We start from the raw sequence: 16294 nt of genomic DNA, 5'->3' as shown, positions 1-16294 counted from the left end.
ATCGTCCGACCGAAACGCGTTGATCGCCCCATCGTCCGAAGCCACGGACGACCGACGAGCGGGGCCCGGCCCGCCGCGATTTCCGAGCATGCATTCGGGCGGAAATCGCGCCAACGGCGCGGGTCGGTTTCAGTCAGCTTCAGCGCGCCTCACCCGCCGCCGGATTCGCCACCGCCAGTGCAAACTCGAACACCGCGCCGCGCCCGTCCCGATCGACGAGCCGGATGCCGCTGCCGTTGAGCGCCAGCATCCGGTGCACGATCAGCAGCCCGAGCCCGCCGCTCGTCGCCGCGCCGCCGCTGATCGGCCGCTGCGGCCGCCGGAACAGCCCTTCGCGCCGCGCCGGCGGAATCCCTTCGCCGGTATCCGACACGGTCACCACCACGCGATCGTCGAGCGGCGTCAGCGCGACCTCGACCTCGCCGTGCTGCGGCGTGTGCCGCAATGCGTTGTCGAGCAGGTTGGTCAGCACGCGCTCGATCATCCCGAGATCGGCCGACACGACCGGCACGCGCGGCGGGATCCGCGCATGCAGCGCGATGCCGCGCGACTGCGCGGCGAGTTCGAACTTCTGGAATACGTCCTGCACGAGATCGACGAGCGAGAACGCCTCGCGCTCGGCCTGCACGCCGCCCGACTCGAGCCGCGCGAGCTCGAACAGCGCCTGCGCGAGCCGGCCGACCTTCGAACTCTGCGCGAGCGCGATCGACAGGTAGCGGCGGCGCTCGGGTTCGGCGAGCGTGTCGGACTTCAGCGACAGCGTCTCCAGATAGCCGTGCAGCGACGTCAGCGGCGTGCGCAGGTCGTGCGAGATGTTCGTGATCAGTTCGCGTCGCTGCTGGTCCTGGCGCGTCAGCGCGCGCCACTGGTCGCCGATCCGGTCGGCCATCTGCGCGAACGCGGATTCGAGCACCGCGATCTCGTCGCCGCGTCGCCCCGGCGGCGAGCGCGGCACCGGCGGCTGCGCATCGGGCGCGGCGTTCGCGTCGAAGCGGCGCATCGCATCGGTCAGCCGGCGCAGCGGGCGCGTGATGAAGCTGAACGCGATCAGGCCCGCGAGCAGGCCGAGCAACGCGACGACCGCCATCGACCACAGCGTCGTGCGCAGCACGTTGCCGGCGTCGACGCGCGCGGCCAGCCGGTCGTGCGCTTCGCCGAGCAGCACCACGTAGATATAGCCGGACGGCGGCTGCCCTGCGCGCTGCAGCGGCGCGGCGCTGAACACCTTGCGCGCGTCGGGGCTGCGCGGATCGTCGCCGAGGATCGGCAGCGGCTCGCCCGCGATGAAGCGCTGCACCGGCGCGAGATCGACGCGCTCGCGCTTCACGTGGCCGGGCGGCGCGTCGTCGCCCTTGATGCGCCCCGCGTTGTCGAGCAGGTACACCTCGACGCTCGGGTTCACGCCCATCAACTGGCCGAACAGCGTGCGCACGGCGTCCGGGCGCAGCCCGTTCGCGTCCATCAGCGGCGTGCTGCCGGCGATGTGCGCGGCGAGATCGCGCGACAGGCCCTGCACGACTTCCTTCTCGCGCATGTCGTTCGCGCGGATCTGCAGCCACGCCGACGCACCCGAGCACGCGAGCAGCAGGATCGAGAACACGAGCGACAGCCGCTGGGTGAGGGTCAGCTTCATCACGTGTCCCGCTGGTCCGGCGCGGCGAGCTTGTAGCCGCGCCCCCACACGGTGAGGATCCGCACGGGCTCGGCCGGATCGGCCTCGATCTTCGCGCGCAGCCGGTTGATGTGGGTGTTCACCGTGTGTTCGTAGCCTTCGTGCTGATAGCCCCACACGGCATTGAGCAGGTCCATCCGCGAGAACACCTTGCCCGGATGCCGCGCGAAGAAATACAGCAGGTCGAACTCGCGCGGCGTGAGGTCGATGCGTGTGCCGTCGACGGCGGCTTCGCGCGCGATCGGGTCGATCGACAGCCCGGCCACGTCGAGCGTGCCGGCGTCGATCCGCGAATCGCGCGCGAGCGCGTCGACGCGCCGCAGCAGCGCCTTGACCCGCGCGACGAGTTCGAGCACCGAGAACGGCTTCGCCAGGTAATCGTCGGCGCCGAGTTCGAGGCCGAGGATCCGGTGCACCTCGCTCGAACGCGCGCTGGTGATGATGATCGGCGTGTAGCGCGCCATCGCGCGCGCGCGCCGGCAGATTTCCAGGCCGTCGACGCCCGGCAGCATCAGGTCGAGGATCAGCGCGTCCCAGTTGCCCTGTTCGAGCAGGCGCAGCCCTTCCGTGCCGTCCGCGCTGTGCACGACTTCGTAGCGCTCGTCGCGCAGGTGCAGGCTCAGCACGTCGGCGATGTCGGCGTCGTCTTCGACGATCAGGATGCGTTTGGGGTGGTCCATGGCGGTCGGCGGCGGCGCGGCGGCGGCGGTCTTCGGTCTCGAACGGCGGTTCTGGCCGGCCAGGTCCGGCAAGCCGGCCTGCCCGGGGCGAATCGCGGCGCAATGCCGCGCTGCCGCCATTGTGCAAAATTTTGCGGCGGAAAGGGGTCACAAATCGTTTAAGTTTGGATCGTGGCTGTGTCCCGAGGCAATTCCAGCAAGGCTTTGCGCTCCGCCCCCAAAAATCGAACTTCCCTTACCCCAGTCGAACACTAAAAAGCAGCCGCGACGGAGCCCCAGATCCGGCGAGCGCGGGAAGTCGGCAGCGTTCTCGGCAGCATCCGAACTACTCGTCGTGTATGAGTGATCGGTACGATTACTTGATCAACTGCATCCCCGCGACCTTCGAGGCAGACACGTCGAAAGTAGCCGTGTACTCGCACTCGGCTACATGCCCGGAACGCTCGATCAGGCAGTCCGCGAAATCCGCCTTTGAAGATGCGAAAACGCGAAGTGCCTTACGTACCGTGTCAGCACTTTCGACGACCAGTTCTTTGGTCCCGATCATTGATTCGACGATGTCCTTCATCTGCTCTCGTTCGACACCGTAGCAGCGCCCAAGTACCCAGACGACCTCGATTAATGCGACCTGCGAAACATATCCCGGACGCTCGGGCGACAGGGACTCCATCAGTGCCGTCGCCTTCTTCGACTGAACTTCATCGTCTTGCGCGAAGTAGCGGACTAGCACGTTTGTATCCAGTCCGATCATCGCGCTGACGCCCCCTGCTCGGCGATGGCCTGATTCATGTCGTCAATCGACACCGGTTTCGCAGGCTTCTTCACAATGCCCTTGAGCGCCACGAGCGAGCGCGTCGCTGGATAGACCTCGTACCGGCCTGTTGCCTCGTTGAAGCTGAATTCGATCCGGTCCCCGGCCTCCAGGCCAAGCTGATTCCGCACGTCCACAGGGATCGTGACCTGGCCCTTTGAAGTAATAGTTGCTGCTGTCATAGTGACACCTCCTGATTCCTTACTTTATGGTAAGGAAAATCAAAAAGCAAGAATGACTTCCAGGCGCATCGCACCGATGACCCTAAATCCTCGGCCGGGATCACGCCCCAACAGCTTCCCCGTGACCGCCGCCAGCTTCTGTATCTCGCATTGAACTGGCACGGCGGTGCGCACAGGTGTGAACTGTTGACAACCGTTGCCCGCGCCCCGCCGATGGACCGTCTCTCGACAGAATCCGCCATCGGTGCTCCGTCCATACAGACGGATGGACCTGTCATGAATGCGCGTTTCCCGCCTTTCGCTCCTGCGATCTGCGCCGTAGGCAGCTAAACCCTGCGCCGGCCGAGTCGTCCGAGCGCCTCCCGCCGCTCACGCGCCGTGACCGGGCTTTCGCGTTTGCGCATCGAGCCGCGTCCCGCGTCTCGCCCCTGACGGGCTTCAATCCCTGGCGCGGCAGTCAACCCCGCCCCCTCCTATCCAGGCGTGGCCCTACCAGGCTGTTGAAAAGCGCCTCGTTTTGACGGCTGGAGCACTATTTAAAAGGGTTTCGTATGCGATTGGCTGCTGAGTTGCAGATAAATCGTCACGGCTGCCCTGCGGGCTAGCGGGCCAGCAGGCGCGTCGCCGCGCGACGGCCAAGCTTAGCCGGCTCGGGCCGCTTGCCCTTCCAGTCGGTGTCGACATTGCGGCCGCCGCCGGCCGGCGGATCGTCCGGGCCGTCCTTGGGCCAGAAGCTCTTGTGGCTGGCCCACGCCTGGATCAGCGTGCCATCTACCGAGAAGTGATCTCTGGACCGCAGCCGTTGCTTGTCCGCCAAGCTCATGACTTCGGTAAAAAACGCTTCGACCACTTCGTGCTCGAGCAAGCGATCCCGGTTCTTCGAGAACACCGAGTGATCCCAGACGGCGTCTTCGATCGCCAACCCGACGAACCAACGGAACAGCAGGTTGTAGCGCCTCTGCTCCATCAGCATGCGCTCGCTGCGCACCGAATAAAACACTTACAGCAGCAATGCACGCAGCAGCTTCTCGCGCGCCCGTCGACCGCAGGCGAATGCAGCGAAGCTGCATGAACGCATCGCCGCTCCCGCGCGTCAGCCCTGCGTATGCCGCAATTCGCCGTCGATCTCCTGCGGCAGCCTCAGCAGGTTGAAGATCGGGCAGACCGCCTCGACCGCCTGATGCAGCGCGCGGATGGCCTCGGACGGCTCGGGCGACACGATGTCGAGCGTATAGCGGATGTTGTGCGGGAATACCGGGACATGCTCGAACCCCGGCTGCTGTGCGAGCGGATGCTGGTCGCCGGTCACCTCGACCGCGATCGAATCGATCTTCAGGCCGCGCTCGGCCGCCTGGATCAACGTGATATGCGTGAGGCAACTGCCGAGCACGCCAAGCTGCAGCTCCGGCGACGCGGGCCCGAGGTTGTAGCCCGCGAAGTCGGGCGGACTGTCGCTGATCACCTGGAAGTCGCGAATCCGGATCTCGCGCACGCCGCTGCGACCGAGCGCGCGCACGGTCGCCTTCAGCGGCGTCGCCTTGAAATCGGGATCGTTGCGGGCTGCCTGCTGCTTCGCGTGCCACGCATCGCGTTTTTGTGCGAGATAGTCGTTGAGTGTCGTCATGGTCGAGTCAGGGGTAGGCTGCACGCGGGCGACGGATCGATTCGCCGCGTGCCGAGGCGATCAGTCGGCCGCCGGAATCCATGCGGCGGTCGCCGCGTCGCTTGCGCGGAACGCAGGAAACTTCGCGCCGAGTTCGGCCACGGTGCGAATGTCGTTTTTCACGAGATCGTCGCGCGTGATCAGCGTCGGCTTGACCGCGATGCGCGCGCCCGGGTCCTGGCCGGCCACCAGCAGTGCCGCCGCGCGCACCGACACGGCGCCGACGACCGCGGGATTGGTCGCGGCCGTCGCGACCCACGCGCTGTTCGGCGCGCGGATCGCCTCGATGTCGGCCGTCGAGATGTCGGCACTGTAGATGCGGATCTTCGACGCCAGCTTCGCTTCGTCCGCGGCGAGCTTCGCGCCGCGCGCGAACTCGTCGTAAGGCGCAAAGACGACACGGATATCCGGATTCGCGCGATACGCCGCGGCCGCCTGATTCGCGACGGACTGCGCGATCGGATTGTCGACGGTGCCCCAGCGCGCCTTCTCCCGCACCTTAGGGTGTGCGCGCTTGAAGTCGCGCCACGCGGCATCGCGCCGGTCGAGCGGCGCAAAACCGGCGACGTAGACGTACCCGGCCGAGAACGCGTCGCCGTTGTCCTTGACGGCCTGCCCGAGCAGCAGGTTCGCGAGGTCGCGATCGTTCTGCTCGATCTGCGGCACCTTCGGGTTGCCGAGGTCGACGTCGAACGCGACGACCTTGATGCCTTTGTCCAGCGCACGCTGCACGACGTCCTTCAGCGATTCCGGCAGGCCGTGATTGACGATGATCGCGGACACGCCGACGCTGATCGCCTGCTGGATCTGCTCGCGCTGTTCGGCCGCATCCTGCCGGCCCTCGTAAATGCGCAGATCGACGCCGAGCGCACGCGCCTGCTTCTGCGCACCGGCCTCGTAGGCCTGGAAGAAGTCGCCGGTCGACAGATAGTTGACCAGCGCGATCTTCACGCCGCCCTTGTCGAACGGCGCGGGCGCGCCCTTGAGCGGACCGGCCTGCGCGGCGGGCACGCCGAGCGCAGTCGCGAACCACAGCATGCATGCACCGATCTTCAGATCGACGCGCGATTTCCGGCGAAGCAACGAGCGCATGGCGGGCCTGTCTCCAGATAGGGCGATATCGGCCCAATCTATCAGCGCCGCACGCGAACTCAAACCGAGCGATTCGGAAATAGATATGACTTAGGATGACAAACCGTTCCGGTTCGGTTAGCCGGCCGATCAAGGCGAGCCGCTGCGGCGCATCGCGGCATGCGCATCACGCTCGCGCATCCGTGCGGCGCCCGATGCCGAACGTGAACGCGAGCGCGAGCACGAGCAGCGCGCCCTTGATGAAATCCTGCATGTAGTACGGCGCGTTCAGCATCGTCAGCCCGTTGAGCAGCACGCCGACGAACACCGCGCCGACGACGGTACCGAACACGTTGGGCCGCTTCGCGCCCCATACCGCGTGACCGATCAGCGCGGCGGCCACCGCGTCGAGCAGCAGCGAGTGGCCGGCGCTCACGTCGCCGCGACCGACCCGCGCGGCGATCAACACGCCGCCCAGCGACGCGATCGCCCCCGAGACGACGTACGCGGCGACCCGGTAGCGCGCGGCGGGCGCGCCGGCGAGCCGCGCGGCCGTTTCGTTGCCGCCGATCGCGTAGATCACGCGGCCCCATCGGGTGGCCTCCATCGCGACACAGGCCACGGCCGTGACCGCTGCGAGCAGCAGCACCGGCAGCGGCACCACGTCGAACACGCGCAGCCGGCCGAGCGCGAGAAAGGCGTCGGGGAACACGCCGGTCGCGTCCGTGCCGTCGGGCAGCACCGAGCCGGTCGCGAGCGAACGGCCGCCGGTCGGAATCAATTGCAGGCCGGCCATCAGGAACAAGGTGCCGAGCGTCGCGAGCTGGTCGGGCACGCGCAGGCGCGTAATCAGCACGCCGTTGAACCACCCGGCGGCCACGCCGAGCGTCACGCAGGCGATCACCGCCGCCAGCGTGCCGCCGTGCCACACGACCAGCACATAGCTGGCCGCCATCTGCGCGGTCGCGGCCACGCTGCCGACCGACAGGTCGAAGCCGCCGGCCGCGAGCGTGATCGTCACGCCGATGCCGAGCAACGCGACGATCGACACCGACTGCAGGATGCTGAACAGATTGTCGACGTTCAGGAACGCGGGCTCCCTGAGCGCAAACCCGATCACCAGCAGGATCAGCACGAGCAGGATGCCCGTGCGCTCGAGCGCGTCGCGGACGCGGGCCGACGCGGCGCGCGGCCGTTCGGCGGGCGCGGCATCGCGCCGGGCGGAAGAAGTCACGGTTTTCATGAGCAGTCACGCAAGGTGGAGGACGTCGGAGGCGGGTCATCGAGCGTCGCGCGATCGAACCGCACGATACGATCCGCGATCTCGGCAGCTTCCTCGAGATCGCTGACGAACACGATCGTCGCGCGCGCCTGCGCATGACGCCGCAGCGTATCGACGATATCGGCCCGCGCGCCGGCATCGATACCCTGAAACGGTTCGTCGAGCAGCAACAGCCGCGCGGGTTCGGCATGCCAGCGTGCGAGCACGACTTTCTGCTGATTGCCGCCGGACAGGTGAGCCACGCGATCGTCCGGGCCGGTGCAGCGGATGCCGAACCGCGCGATCGCCGCCGCGGCGGCCGCGCGTTCGCGCGCCCTGCCCACCGGGCCGCGCGCGAACCAGCGCGCCAGAAACGGAAAGCCGATCGTGCCCGCGATCGATGCGAACGGCACGCTGTCGGGAAACAGCGACGTGCGCCAGCGGTCCTCGCCGGCCAGGAAGACGCCGGCGCGAATCGCATCCGCCGGCGAACGCGGCCGCCACGGCCGCCCGTCGAGCTTCATCTCGCCGGCCACCGCGCGCGCGGCGCCGAAGATCGTATTGGCGAGGCGCGACTTGCCGCCGCCCACCGGCCCCGCGATCGCGACGATCTCGCCGCGCCGCACGTCGAGGTCGAACGGCGTACTGGCCGGCGTCAGCCGGATGCGCCGCATGCTGAATGCCGCGTCCGGTTCGCGCGGCGCGGCGCGGGCCGGCACCGGCTCACGCGTGTTCGGCAACGGCCGCCCGATCATCGTCTGCACCGCCGCATCCAGATCGACGGGCGCGGGCAGATCCGCGACGATGCGGCCGTCGCGGACGATCGCCACGCGATCGGCCATGCGCCGCAAATCGCCGAGCCGATGCGACACCAGCAGGATTGCCACGCCATCGCGGCGCAGCGCGTCCAGCAGCGCGAAGAGCCGCTCGGCCTCCGGGGCGGACAGGCTGGCGGTCGGCTCGTCGAGTATCAGCAGCGACGGCTGAGCGCCGAGCGCGCGCGCCAACGTCACGCGTTGCTGGTCCGCCAGCGACAGCGACGCGAGCGGCGCGGCCAGGTCGACGTCGAGCCCGACCCGCGCAGCGAGCGGTCGCGCCGCGACGCGCCGCGCGGCCGGCGTCGCGCGCCACGGCGACGCCCGATCGCACAGCCGGTCGAGCAGCAGGTTGTCGGCGATCGACAGCGTCGGCACGACCGCGTCGGCGACCGACTGGTGCACGGTCGCGACACCGAGCCGCTTGGCCGCGTGCGGCGACGCCGGCCGATACGGTTGGCCGCGCAGTGTCAGCGTGCCGCCGTCCGGCCGCAGCACGCCGCTCAGGATCTTGACGAAGGTCGACTTGCCCGCGCCGTTCGCGCCCATCAGCGCGACCACTTCGCCCGCGTCGATCGTCAGGTTCAACGCCGACAGCGCGACGGTCGCGTCGAAACGTTTCGCGATGCCGGCGACGCTCAGGACGGGCGGCGACGCCGATCGACCTGCGTGCATCGCGCCGGCAACCTCGTTCGCCGTCGTAGTCATGCCGGCCACCCCTGTCGGGCACGGCGCGGTTGCAGCCGGAACAGCACGTCGTGGTTCACGTCACGCCCCTCCCCTGATAGTCGTCCGTATCGACCGGCGCGTCACCGTCCGTCAGATGCGGATGGCGGATTGCCGGAACGACGCGCCGTGCGCGGTGTCCGGCAGGCGGTCGCGGCCGCTCAGCCGCGAGCGGAAGGTGCCGGCCGGCGCCGTCGTGCGGTACAGGCCGCGCTTTTTCAGTTCCGGCACGATCAGCTCGGCGAAATCGTCGAGCGTGCCCGGGCTGATCAGCGGATTGAGCATGTAGCCGCTCGTCGTCGACTGGCGCGCATGCTCGGCGAGCTGATCGGCGACCTCGTCGGGCGAGCCGACGAGGATCAGGTCGGTGCCGCGCGTGACGCTCGCGAACTTGCGCCGCACGTCGCCGGCGGTGAGCGGCTTGCCGCTGCCGTCGGGCCGCACCACGTAGGACGTGAGCCCTTCCGTGTGCGTCGTCAGCGGTTCGTCGTCCGCATAGCGGTCGATGTCGATGCCGGTGTCGCCCGCATAGCTGACGAGTTGCGCGTGCTGGTGATAGTGCTGCTGCAGCGTGTGGTATTTTTCCTTCGCGTCGGCCGACGAGCGCGCGGTCACGATCCGCAGCACGGTCAGCGACTTCACGTCGTCCGCCGCGCGGCCGCGCTCCGTCGCGAGCCGGCGAATCTCGTCGAGACCCGCACGAATCTCGTGCGGATTCGACTTCGCGACGAACACCACCTCCGCGTGCTTCGCCGCGAACTCGCGCCCGCGCCCGGACCAGCCGGCCTGGATCAGCACGGGCGAGCGCTGCGGCGACGGCGCGCAGACGTGCGGCCCCTGCACGCGGTAGTGCGTGCCTTCGTGCGCGATCGGCCGCACGCGGTCGCCGCGCGCATAGCGCGGCGCTTGCTTGTCGGCGACCACCGCATCGTCCGCCCAGCTCCCTTCCCACAGCTTGTACACGACGTCGAGGAACTCCTCCGCGCGCGCGTAGCGTTCGTCGTGGCCGATCATCCGGTCGAGCCCGAAGTTGCGCGCCGCGCTCGTCAGGTAGGACGTCACGATGTTCCAGCCGATCCGGCCGTTGCTCAGGTGATCGAGCGTACTGAAGCGGCGCGCGAGCGCGAACGGGTGCTCGTAGGTCGTGCTCGCGGTCACGCCGAACGCGAGCCGCTCGGTCTGCGCGACGAGCGCCGGAATCAGCATCATCGGATCGTTCGCGGGCGCCTCGACCGCCCACTGGACCGCTGCGTCGGCCGACCCGCCATAGACGTCGTACAGGCCGAGCACGTCCGCGAAGAACAGCATGTCGAGATCGGCCTGCTCGGCCGTGCGCGCGAGGTTCGACCAGAACGGGAGCGTATTCGCGCGCAGCCGTTCGTCGGCGGGATGGGTCCACAGGCTCGGCGCGCCGCCGCAGCCGACGCTGGCTTGTTCATACAGGGAAAACAGCAAGGGGCGAGGATCGGACATCGTCAGGTTCGTTACCAGGAATCAGTTGGGGGCCGCCCACGCGTCCGGCGACGCGCGGCGGCGGCGTACGGGGACGCGAGCGTCGGGGGTGCGCGTCAGGTGGCGATTGACATGCCTCTCGAGACGAGCGGCCGGAATGGTGAGCAGCGCGACCAGCACGACATAGACGACAGCCGCGCCGACCAGCGGCTCGTACACGCGCAACGTCTCGAAGCGCAGCGTATTGGCCGTTCCCATCACGTCGAACACCGTCACGGTCGACGCGAGGACGGTCGATTTCAGCAGCAGGATCGCCTCGCCGGTGAGCGCGGGCAGCGCGAGCCGCCACGCGCGCGGGCCGACGATGCGGCGCAGCACCTGCACGCGCGTCATGCCGTACGCGTGCCCGGCTTCGATCTCGCCGGCCGGCACGCCGGCGATCGCGCCGCGCAGGATCGTCGCGACATACGCGCTCTCGTTCACGCTCAACGCGACGATCGCGTACCAGAACGCGTCGCGCAGCAGCGGCGACGCCCAGCTGTCGCGCATCCATTCGCGCGGCACGATCTGCCCGAATCCGTAGTAAAGCAAATAGAGCTGGACGAGCAGCGGCGTGCCGCGAATCAGCATGAGCCAGCCGCGCGCGGACCAGCGCAGCGGCGCATGGCGCGCGCCGGCGGCGAGCGCGAGCGGCACGCCCAGCAGCACGCTGGCCGCGCCCGACACGAGCGTCAGCGCGAGCGTCGTCGGCACCGCGGCGAGCAGCTTCGGCATCACCGTGTCGAGCAGGAATGGCAGCGAGAAGATCATGCGGTTGCGCGCCTCGTGCCACGGTTCGCGTGGCGCTCGAGCGCCGCGAAGAGTCCCGTCGACGCGATGCTCAGCAACAGGAACAGCGCGGCCGTGACGAGATAGAAGAATACGTAGTGGCGCGTCGCGCCGGCCGCGAGCTGGCTCGCCTTCAGCAGATCCGTGAACGAGCCGAGCACGCTGATGAACGACGCATCCTTGGTCGCGTTGAGCCACACGTTACCCGTGCCCGGCAACGCGAGCCGCGCGGCGGCCGGAAGCCGGATGCGCGCGAACGTCTGCCACGGCGTCATCCCGTACGCATGCGCGGCTTCGATCTGCCCGGCCGGCACGTTGACGAGCGCCGCGCGGAAGATGTCGGTCAGATACGCACCCTGGATGAACCCGAGCGACAGCGCCGCGACGAGGAACGGCGGGAACGCGAAGCCGTCGGGCGCGAGGCCGCCGCGGTGCAGCGCGGCCTCGACGGCGGGCGCGAGCGCATAGAACGCGAGCAGCAGGCACAACAGCTCGGGCAGCGCGCGCACCAGCGTCGTGTAGAGCCGCGCGAGCCACGCGAGCGGCGCGTGGCGCGACAGCTTGCCGAGCGCGCCGGCGATGCCGAGCAGCACGCCGGTGCCGAACGACGCTGCCGCGACGCCGAACGTCAGCGCGAACGCGCCCGCGAACACGCGGCCATAGCCGCCGTCGCCGAATGCGAGCAACGCGAGCAGCGAATCGTCCGCGGCCATCGCGTCAGCGGCCCTTCTCGATCGTGCCCTTCAGGTTCGGATAGCGGGCGGTGATCGCATCCCACGTGCCGTCCTGCTGCAGTTGCGCGATCGCGGTCGACAGCTTGCCGCGCAGCGCATCGCCCTGGCGCACGCCCGCGCCGATGCCGAGGCCCAGCACCGGATTGTCCGCGCAGGTCGCCTTGACCTCGAAGTCCTTGCCGTCGCGCGACGCGAGGAATGCCGTAAACAGCCCCTTGCCTTCCTGCACGTAGTCGACCCGGCCGGACACCAGATCCGCGAGCGCGTTGTCGAACTTGTCGAAGGCCTTGATCTGCGCGTCCGGCTTGAAGCGGGAGTCGAGGAACGCCGAGAAGTTCGTGCCCGCCTCGACGCCGATCACGCGGCCCTTGAAGCTCGCGGGCACCGCGCAATCGACGCGGCGCCGGTCGCTTTTCGCGCCGACGAACACCGTCGGCGACTCGTAATAGGCACGGCTGAAATCGATCGCCTTCTGCCGTTCGCCGGTAATCGTCATCGACGACCAGATCACGTCGATCTTGCGGTTCTGCAATGCCGGAATCAGGCCGTCCCACGCAATGTCGGCGAGCTCGCAGCGCACGTTCAGTTTGCCGCACGCGGCATCGAGCAGGTCGATTTCCCAGCCCTTCCACTTGCCGGCCGCGTCCTTCGAGAAGAACGGCGGATACGACTCGGCGTCGATGCCGACGCGCAACGTCGGCTGGGCTGCATGGGAAGCCGGCACGAGGCCGAGTACGAACAGCGCGGCCGCGGCACGGCGGACCCTGGAACGCATCAAACGATTCATGTGGCGCATTTCTGAAATAACGTCGAAACGACCGGCGTTGCAGCCGGCAGGAGGCCAGACTGTAAAGCGCGCGCAAGCGTGTACCAAATGGTTATTTTTTCGATGGATATCTGATTGCGCGATATGGCGCAACGGCGCACCGCCGAACGCGAAGCACGGTGCACCGTTCGGCCGTTCGCCCGCTCACGCCAGCGCCGTTTCGCGCTGCAAAGCCGGCAGCTCCAGGTTCGCGCGGAAATCGCCGCCCACGTAGTCGGTATCGAGCAGGTCGCGACGCCGCAACTCGGGCAGCAAGCCGTTGAGCAGCAGGTCTTCCTGGTCGGGCTGGCCGAGCCCGTGCAGCGACAGCACGTCGACGAGCCCCGCGCGATAGCGCGCCTCGATCGCGTCGGCGAGCTGTTCGGGCGTGCCGGCGACGAACCAGTGGCCGGTCTCCTGGGCGCGGACGATCAGCTCGCGCAGCGTCAGCCGCTGGCGCGCATAGCCGACGAAGATCGCAACCCGCCCGCGCCGGCGATGCACGCTGTCGATGGCCGGCAGCAGCGACGCCGGCAACGGCTGGTCGAGCGGCAGGCCGCGCAGGTCGACGACGCCGCCGAGCATGTCGGCGAGCTTCAGCCTGCCTTGTTCGTAATCGATGCGTTCATGCTTGTCGCGCAACCGTCGCGCGACGTCGGCATCGGATTCGCCGATCACCGAATGAAACGAGTTCATCACGAGCGGCAGCCGGTCGCCGCGGCCGAATGCGGCGGCCTGCCGATGCAGCGCGGCGACGAACGCGCGCGCGTCGTCGTGCGTCGGCTGAGACGTGTAGACGACCTCCGCGTACCGCGCGCCAAGCGCTACGCCGCCGGCCGACTGCCCGGCCTGAAACAGCACCGGCCTGCGCTGCGGCGACGGCGGCACGTTCAGCGGGCCCTGCACCTGGAAGTGCTCGCCGTGGTAGTCGATCGCGCCGAGCTTGCGCGGGTCGACCGAAATGCCGCCGCCCTGAGCGCGCCGCGTCGCGCCCGGATCGTTCGCATCGAACAGCGCGTTGACGACTTCGACGAATTCGGCCGCCCGTGCGTAACGCCGTTCGGGGTCGGGCAGCGCCGCATCGCCGAAATTCTCCTCGCCGACCGACGACGTGACCGCGTTCCACGCGGCCCGCCCGCCGCTCACGTGATCGAGCGTGCCGATCAGCCGCGCGAGGTTGTACGGATGGTGATACGTGGTCGATACCGTCGCGACGAGCCCGATCGCCGAGGTCGCCTGGCTCAGCGCGGCCAGCGCGACGATCGGCTCCTGGCTGCCGGTGGTGCCGGCGAGGCCGGCCGCATCGGCCTGCAGCAGGTCGGCGGTAAAGAGGCCGGTGATCTTCTCGGCCTCCGCCTTGCGTGCGAGCGACGCCGCGCGCCGCACACCGTGCGCGACATCCGGGTCGCCGGGTGCGTACAGCACGCTCGCCGCGCCGACGAGCGTCTTCAGTCGTCTGCGTGCGCCGCTCATGACGCGGCTCCGCTCGTCGCGCGATGGCGTGCGCTGCGCGTCGCGTTTCGTTCGCGTGGATCGTTCATCTGCACTCCTCGTGATTCCGTTTGATCGGCGGCCGCATGCCGGCATCGCGACGGCGAGCACGCTCGCGCCGGACCGTCCCGCATGCGCCGGGAACGCGCCGCGGGGCGCGCAGCCACCGACCATAACGCAAGCGCCCCGGTCGGCCGGAACGAATATTTTCGGCTTTCGATATTCTTCTTGATTGTTTGACCGTGCGAACGGCGGCGCAAAATAATTCGGCATGCCAAACCCGTTGATCAGGCCGCTTCGACTCGCGCCGGTCGCTTCATCATGACGTTCGACGCCATCCGCTCCGACTCCGATTCGTCCGCTCTGTCCGCGTTGCCGTTCCGCGTGAGCGTGCTCGACAAGAGCCCGGTCGCGCCGGGAGAAACGGCCGCCGACGCGCTGGCGCGCAGCGTATCGCTCGCGCGCTTCGCCGACACCGCCGGCTATCACCGCTACTGGCTCGCCGAGCATCACGACACCGCCGCGCTCGCGTGCCCGTCGCCGGAGATCCTGATCGCGCACGTGCTCGCGCATACGCGGCGCATCCGCGTCGGCTCGGGCGGCGTGATGCTGCAGCACTACAGTCCGTACAAGATCGCCGAAAACTTCAACCTGCTCGCGTCGCTCGCACCGGGCCGCGTCGATCTCGGTATCGGCAAGGCGCCGGGCGGCCTGCCGCTGTCGACGCGCGCGCTGCAGGCCGGCTACGATCCGGCCCGGCGCGCGTCGTTCGCCGATCTGGCCGACGCGCTGAATCGTCATCTTCGACACGACGGCACACAGCCCGACGCATCGGACACATCGGACGCGGACAGCGCGACACCGCACGCGACGCCGCTGCCGCCCGTACCCGCACGACCGTTCCTGCTCGGTGCGAGCGTGCAAAGCGCGGAACTCGCCGCACGGCTCGGCTGGGCATTCGTCTATGCGTCGCACCTGAATGCGTCCGCAACGGATCTCGAACGCACGTTCGACGCGTATCGAAGCGCGTCCGGCGGCCGCACGCCGCTGCTCGCGGTCTCCGCGATCGTCGCGGCAACCCGTGACGCCGCCACGCAACTCGCGCACGGACATCAGGGCTTTCGCGTGCAGGTGGGCGACACGCCCGCCGTCAACGTCGGCAGCCTCGAACAGGCGCATGCCTACCTCCGCCAGGCCGGCGGCGGCCCGCACCGGATCGATCCGCGCGAAACGCGGATCGTGCACGGCACGCGCGACGACGTGCTGCATGAACTGGATGCATTGCATCGCCGCCACGGCGTTGCCGAATTCATCGTCGACACGCCGCTCGCCGATGCCGCACCGCGAATTGCGTCGCTGCGGCTGCTGGCCGGCGCGTCGGCCGACGAGCGCGGCGCGGCGGCGCGGCACCAGCCCGATGCGCGCGGTTCGCGCGAGCGCACGACGGCACGGCAACCCGACTTCGAGGGCACCGCGCGATGACCGATACGATCCGCATCGCCGGCGCCGCCGACGTGCCGGCCCTTTATGCGCTGCTGCAGGATGCGTATGCGCCGCTCGTGCCGCAGGGCGTGCATTTCACGATCACGCGCTCGCCGATCGAACGCGTCGCGCAGACCGTCGCGCGCGAAACCACGTTCGTGCTCGAGCACGCGACACCGGAAGGCCGTCCGACCCTCGCGGCCACGTTGACCGTGCGGTTTCCGTGGGTATCCGGCGAACGCCATCGCACGCCCTATCCGTTCCTGCACTGGTTCGCGGTCGCCCCCGCGCTCAAGCGGCGGGGATTCGGACACGCGCTGCTCGCGCACGTCGAGACGCAGTTCCTCGCGGCGCAGCTCAAGGCACCCGCGACCTGTCTCGCGACCGCGACCAACCATCCGTGGCTGCAGCCGTACTACGAACGCAATGGCTACGTGCCGTTCGATCGCTCGACGAACGCGCTCGGCACGCCGCTCGTCTGGCTGCGCAAAATCCTGATCCCGGATCTCTGTCTGGACCCGGCGGCGGACGATACCAACGCGCACGGCGCGCCGCTCCACGCGAACGCGTGACGCCCCGTCCGCCGGGCTTCGCACACCACCCCCTGCTACCTCCTTCGTG

General features: G+C 68.8%; 15 protein-coding genes and 1 pseudogene. 2 read left to right on the top strand and 14 right to left on the bottom strand.

What is annotated here, in order from left to right; translation table 11 throughout:
- Window positions 1–139: 139 nt before the first annotated feature.
- From PL79_RS07045 to PL79_RS06975, 14 genes and pseudogenes are all read right to left on the bottom strand, one after another.
- Window positions 140–1633, bottom strand: a complete 1494-nt coding sequence (locus PL79_RS07045) for a sensor histidine kinase (protein ID WP_044848442.1) — start codon at window positions 1631–1633, stop codon at window positions 140–142.
- Window positions 1633–2352 carry a response regulator transcription factor gene (locus tag PL79_RS07040; RefSeq protein WP_044848486.1) on the bottom strand — a complete coding sequence of 240 codons (720 nt, stop codon included), beginning with the start codon at window positions 2350–2352 and terminating at the stop codon, window positions 1633–1635. The genes PL79_RS07045 and PL79_RS07040 overlap by 1 nt, the downstream gene beginning before the upstream one ends.
- Before the next feature lie 355 nt (window positions 2353–2707).
- Window positions 2708–3103, bottom strand: a complete 396-nt coding sequence (locus tag PL79_RS07035; protein ID WP_044847222.1) for a PIN domain-containing protein — start codon at window positions 3101–3103, stop codon at window positions 2708–2710.
- Window positions 3100–3345 (bottom strand): AbrB/MazE/SpoVT family DNA-binding domain-containing protein, encoded by a 246-nt coding sequence (locus PL79_RS07030; RefSeq protein WP_044848609.1) that lies wholly within the window; start codon window positions 3343–3345, stop codon window positions 3100–3102. The genes PL79_RS07035 and PL79_RS07030 overlap by 4 nt, the downstream gene beginning before the upstream one ends.
- Before the next feature lie 655 nt (window positions 3346–4000).
- Window positions 4001–4381 (bottom strand): annotated as a pseudogene (locus PL79_RS07025) (transposase); the annotation flags it as partial.
- Window positions 4382–4438: 57 nt separating this feature from the next.
- Window positions 4439–4969, bottom strand: coding sequence for an OsmC family protein (locus tag PL79_RS07020; protein WP_044848610.1), 531 nt, complete (start codon window positions 4967–4969; stop codon window positions 4439–4441).
- Between the two features lie 60 nt (window positions 4970–5029).
- Window positions 5030–6100, bottom strand: coding sequence for a substrate-binding domain-containing protein (locus PL79_RS07015; protein ID WP_044848611.1), 1071 nt, complete (start codon window positions 6098–6100; stop codon window positions 5030–5032).
- Between the two features lie 166 nt (window positions 6101–6266).
- Window positions 6267–7322, bottom strand: a complete 1056-nt coding sequence (locus PL79_RS07010; protein WP_044848612.1) for an ABC transporter permease — start codon at window positions 7320–7322, stop codon at window positions 6267–6269.
- A complete protein-coding gene (locus tag PL79_RS07005) occupies window positions 7319–8863 on the bottom strand; it encodes a sugar ABC transporter ATP-binding protein (RefSeq protein WP_044848627.1) in 1545 nt (514 codons plus the stop codon). The genes PL79_RS07010 and PL79_RS07005 overlap by 4 nt, the downstream gene beginning before the upstream one ends.
- A gap of 111 nt (window positions 8864–8974) precedes the next feature.
- Window positions 8975–10354, bottom strand: coding sequence for an LLM class flavin-dependent oxidoreductase (locus PL79_RS07000; RefSeq protein ID WP_044848613.1), 1380 nt, complete (start codon window positions 10352–10354; stop codon window positions 8975–8977).
- 21 nt (window positions 10355–10375) lie between these two features.
- On the bottom strand, window positions 10376–11143 hold the full coding sequence (locus PL79_RS06995) for an ABC transporter permease subunit (protein ID WP_044848614.1): 768 nt from the start codon (window positions 11141–11143) through the stop codon (window positions 10376–10378).
- The gene (locus PL79_RS06990) at window positions 11140–11874 is read right to left on the bottom strand and encodes an ABC transporter permease (protein WP_044848615.1); all 735 of its coding nucleotides are present in this window, start codon (window positions 11872–11874) and stop codon (window positions 11140–11142) included. The genes PL79_RS06995 and PL79_RS06990 overlap by 4 nt, the downstream gene beginning before the upstream one ends.
- Window positions 11875–11878: 4 nt before the next feature.
- Entirely contained in the window at window positions 11879–12682 is an 804-nt protein-coding gene (locus tag PL79_RS06985) for a transporter substrate-binding domain-containing protein (protein ID WP_044848628.1), read from the bottom strand.
- Window positions 12683–12865: 183 nt separating this feature from the next.
- A complete protein-coding gene (locus tag PL79_RS06975; RefSeq protein WP_044848616.1) occupies window positions 12866–14173 on the bottom strand; it encodes an NtaA/DmoA family FMN-dependent monooxygenase in 1308 nt (435 codons plus the stop codon).
- 339 nt (window positions 14174–14512) lie between these two features.
- On the opposite strand from PL79_RS06975, the gene PL79_RS06970 reads away from it, so the two are divergent.
- Both PL79_RS06970 and PL79_RS06965 read left to right on the top strand, forming a co-directional pair.
- A complete protein-coding gene (locus PL79_RS06970) occupies window positions 14513–15673 on the top strand; it encodes an MsnO8 family LLM class oxidoreductase (RefSeq protein WP_063927878.1) in 1161 nt (386 codons plus the stop codon).
- Entirely contained in the window at window positions 15670–16245 is a 576-nt protein-coding gene (locus PL79_RS06965) for a GNAT family N-acetyltransferase (protein WP_044848617.1), read from the top strand. Before PL79_RS06970 ends, PL79_RS06965 begins: the two co-directional genes overlap by 4 nt.
- Window positions 16246–16294 lie beyond the last annotated feature (49 nt).

This window comes from Burkholderia sp. USMB20, from assembly GCF_000949135.2.
Taxonomy (GTDB): domain Bacteria; phylum Pseudomonadota; class Gammaproteobacteria; order Burkholderiales; family Burkholderiaceae; genus Burkholderia.
This window is presented reverse-complemented; position numbering and strand designations above follow the sequence as displayed.

Excerpts from the sequence above, each read along its gene's own strand:
- PL79_RS07040 (WP_044848486.1), bottom strand. The coding sequence starts at position 2,352 with ATGGACCACCCCAAACGCATCCTGATCGTCGAAGACGACGCCGACATC.
- PL79_RS07045 (WP_044848442.1), bottom strand. The coding sequence starts at position 1,633 with ATGAAGCTGACCCTCACCCAGCGGCTGTCGCTCGTGTTCTCGATCCTG.
- PL79_RS07010 (WP_044848612.1), bottom strand. The coding sequence starts at position 7,322 with ATGAAAACCGTGACTTCTTCCGCCCGGCGCGATGCCGCGCCCGCCGAA.
- PL79_RS06970 (WP_063927878.1), top strand. The coding sequence starts at position 14,513 with ATGACGTTCGACGCCATCCGCTCCGACTCCGATTCGTCCGCTCTGTCC.
- PL79_RS07035 (WP_044847222.1), bottom strand. The coding sequence starts at position 3,103 with ATGATCGGACTGGATACAAACGTGCTAGTCCGCTACTTCGCGCAAGAC.
- PL79_RS06985 (WP_044848628.1), bottom strand. The coding sequence starts at position 12,682 with ATGAATCGTTTGATGCGTTCCAGGGTCCGCCGTGCCGCGGCCGCGCTG.
- PL79_RS06975 (WP_044848616.1), bottom strand. The coding sequence starts at position 14,173 with ATGAGCGGCGCACGCAGACGACTGAAGACGCTCGTCGGCGCGGCGAGC.
- PL79_RS06995 (WP_044848614.1), bottom strand. The coding sequence starts at position 11,143 with ATGATCTTCTCGCTGCCATTCCTGCTCGACACGGTGATGCCGAAGCTG.
- PL79_RS07000 (WP_044848613.1), bottom strand. The coding sequence starts at position 10,354 with ATGTCCGATCCTCGCCCCTTGCTGTTTTCCCTGTATGAACAAGCCAGC.
- PL79_RS06965 (WP_044848617.1), top strand. The coding sequence starts at position 15,670 with ATGACCGATACGATCCGCATCGCCGGCGCCGCCGACGTGCCGGCCCTT.
- PL79_RS07020 (WP_044848610.1), bottom strand. The coding sequence starts at position 4,969 with ATGACGACACTCAACGACTATCTCGCACAAAAACGCGATGCGTGGCAC.
- PL79_RS07015 (WP_044848611.1), bottom strand. The coding sequence starts at position 6,100 with ATGCGCTCGTTGCTTCGCCGGAAATCGCGCGTCGATCTGAAGATCGGT.
- PL79_RS07030 (WP_044848609.1), bottom strand. The coding sequence starts at position 3,345 with ATGACAGCAGCAACTATTACTTCAAAGGGCCAGGTCACGATCCCTGTG.
- PL79_RS06990 (WP_044848615.1), bottom strand. The coding sequence starts at position 11,874 with ATGGCCGCGGACGATTCGCTGCTCGCGTTGCTCGCATTCGGCGACGGC.
- PL79_RS07005 (WP_044848627.1), bottom strand. The coding sequence starts at position 8,863 with ATGACTACGACGGCGAACGAGGTTGCCGGCGCGATGCACGCAGGTCGA.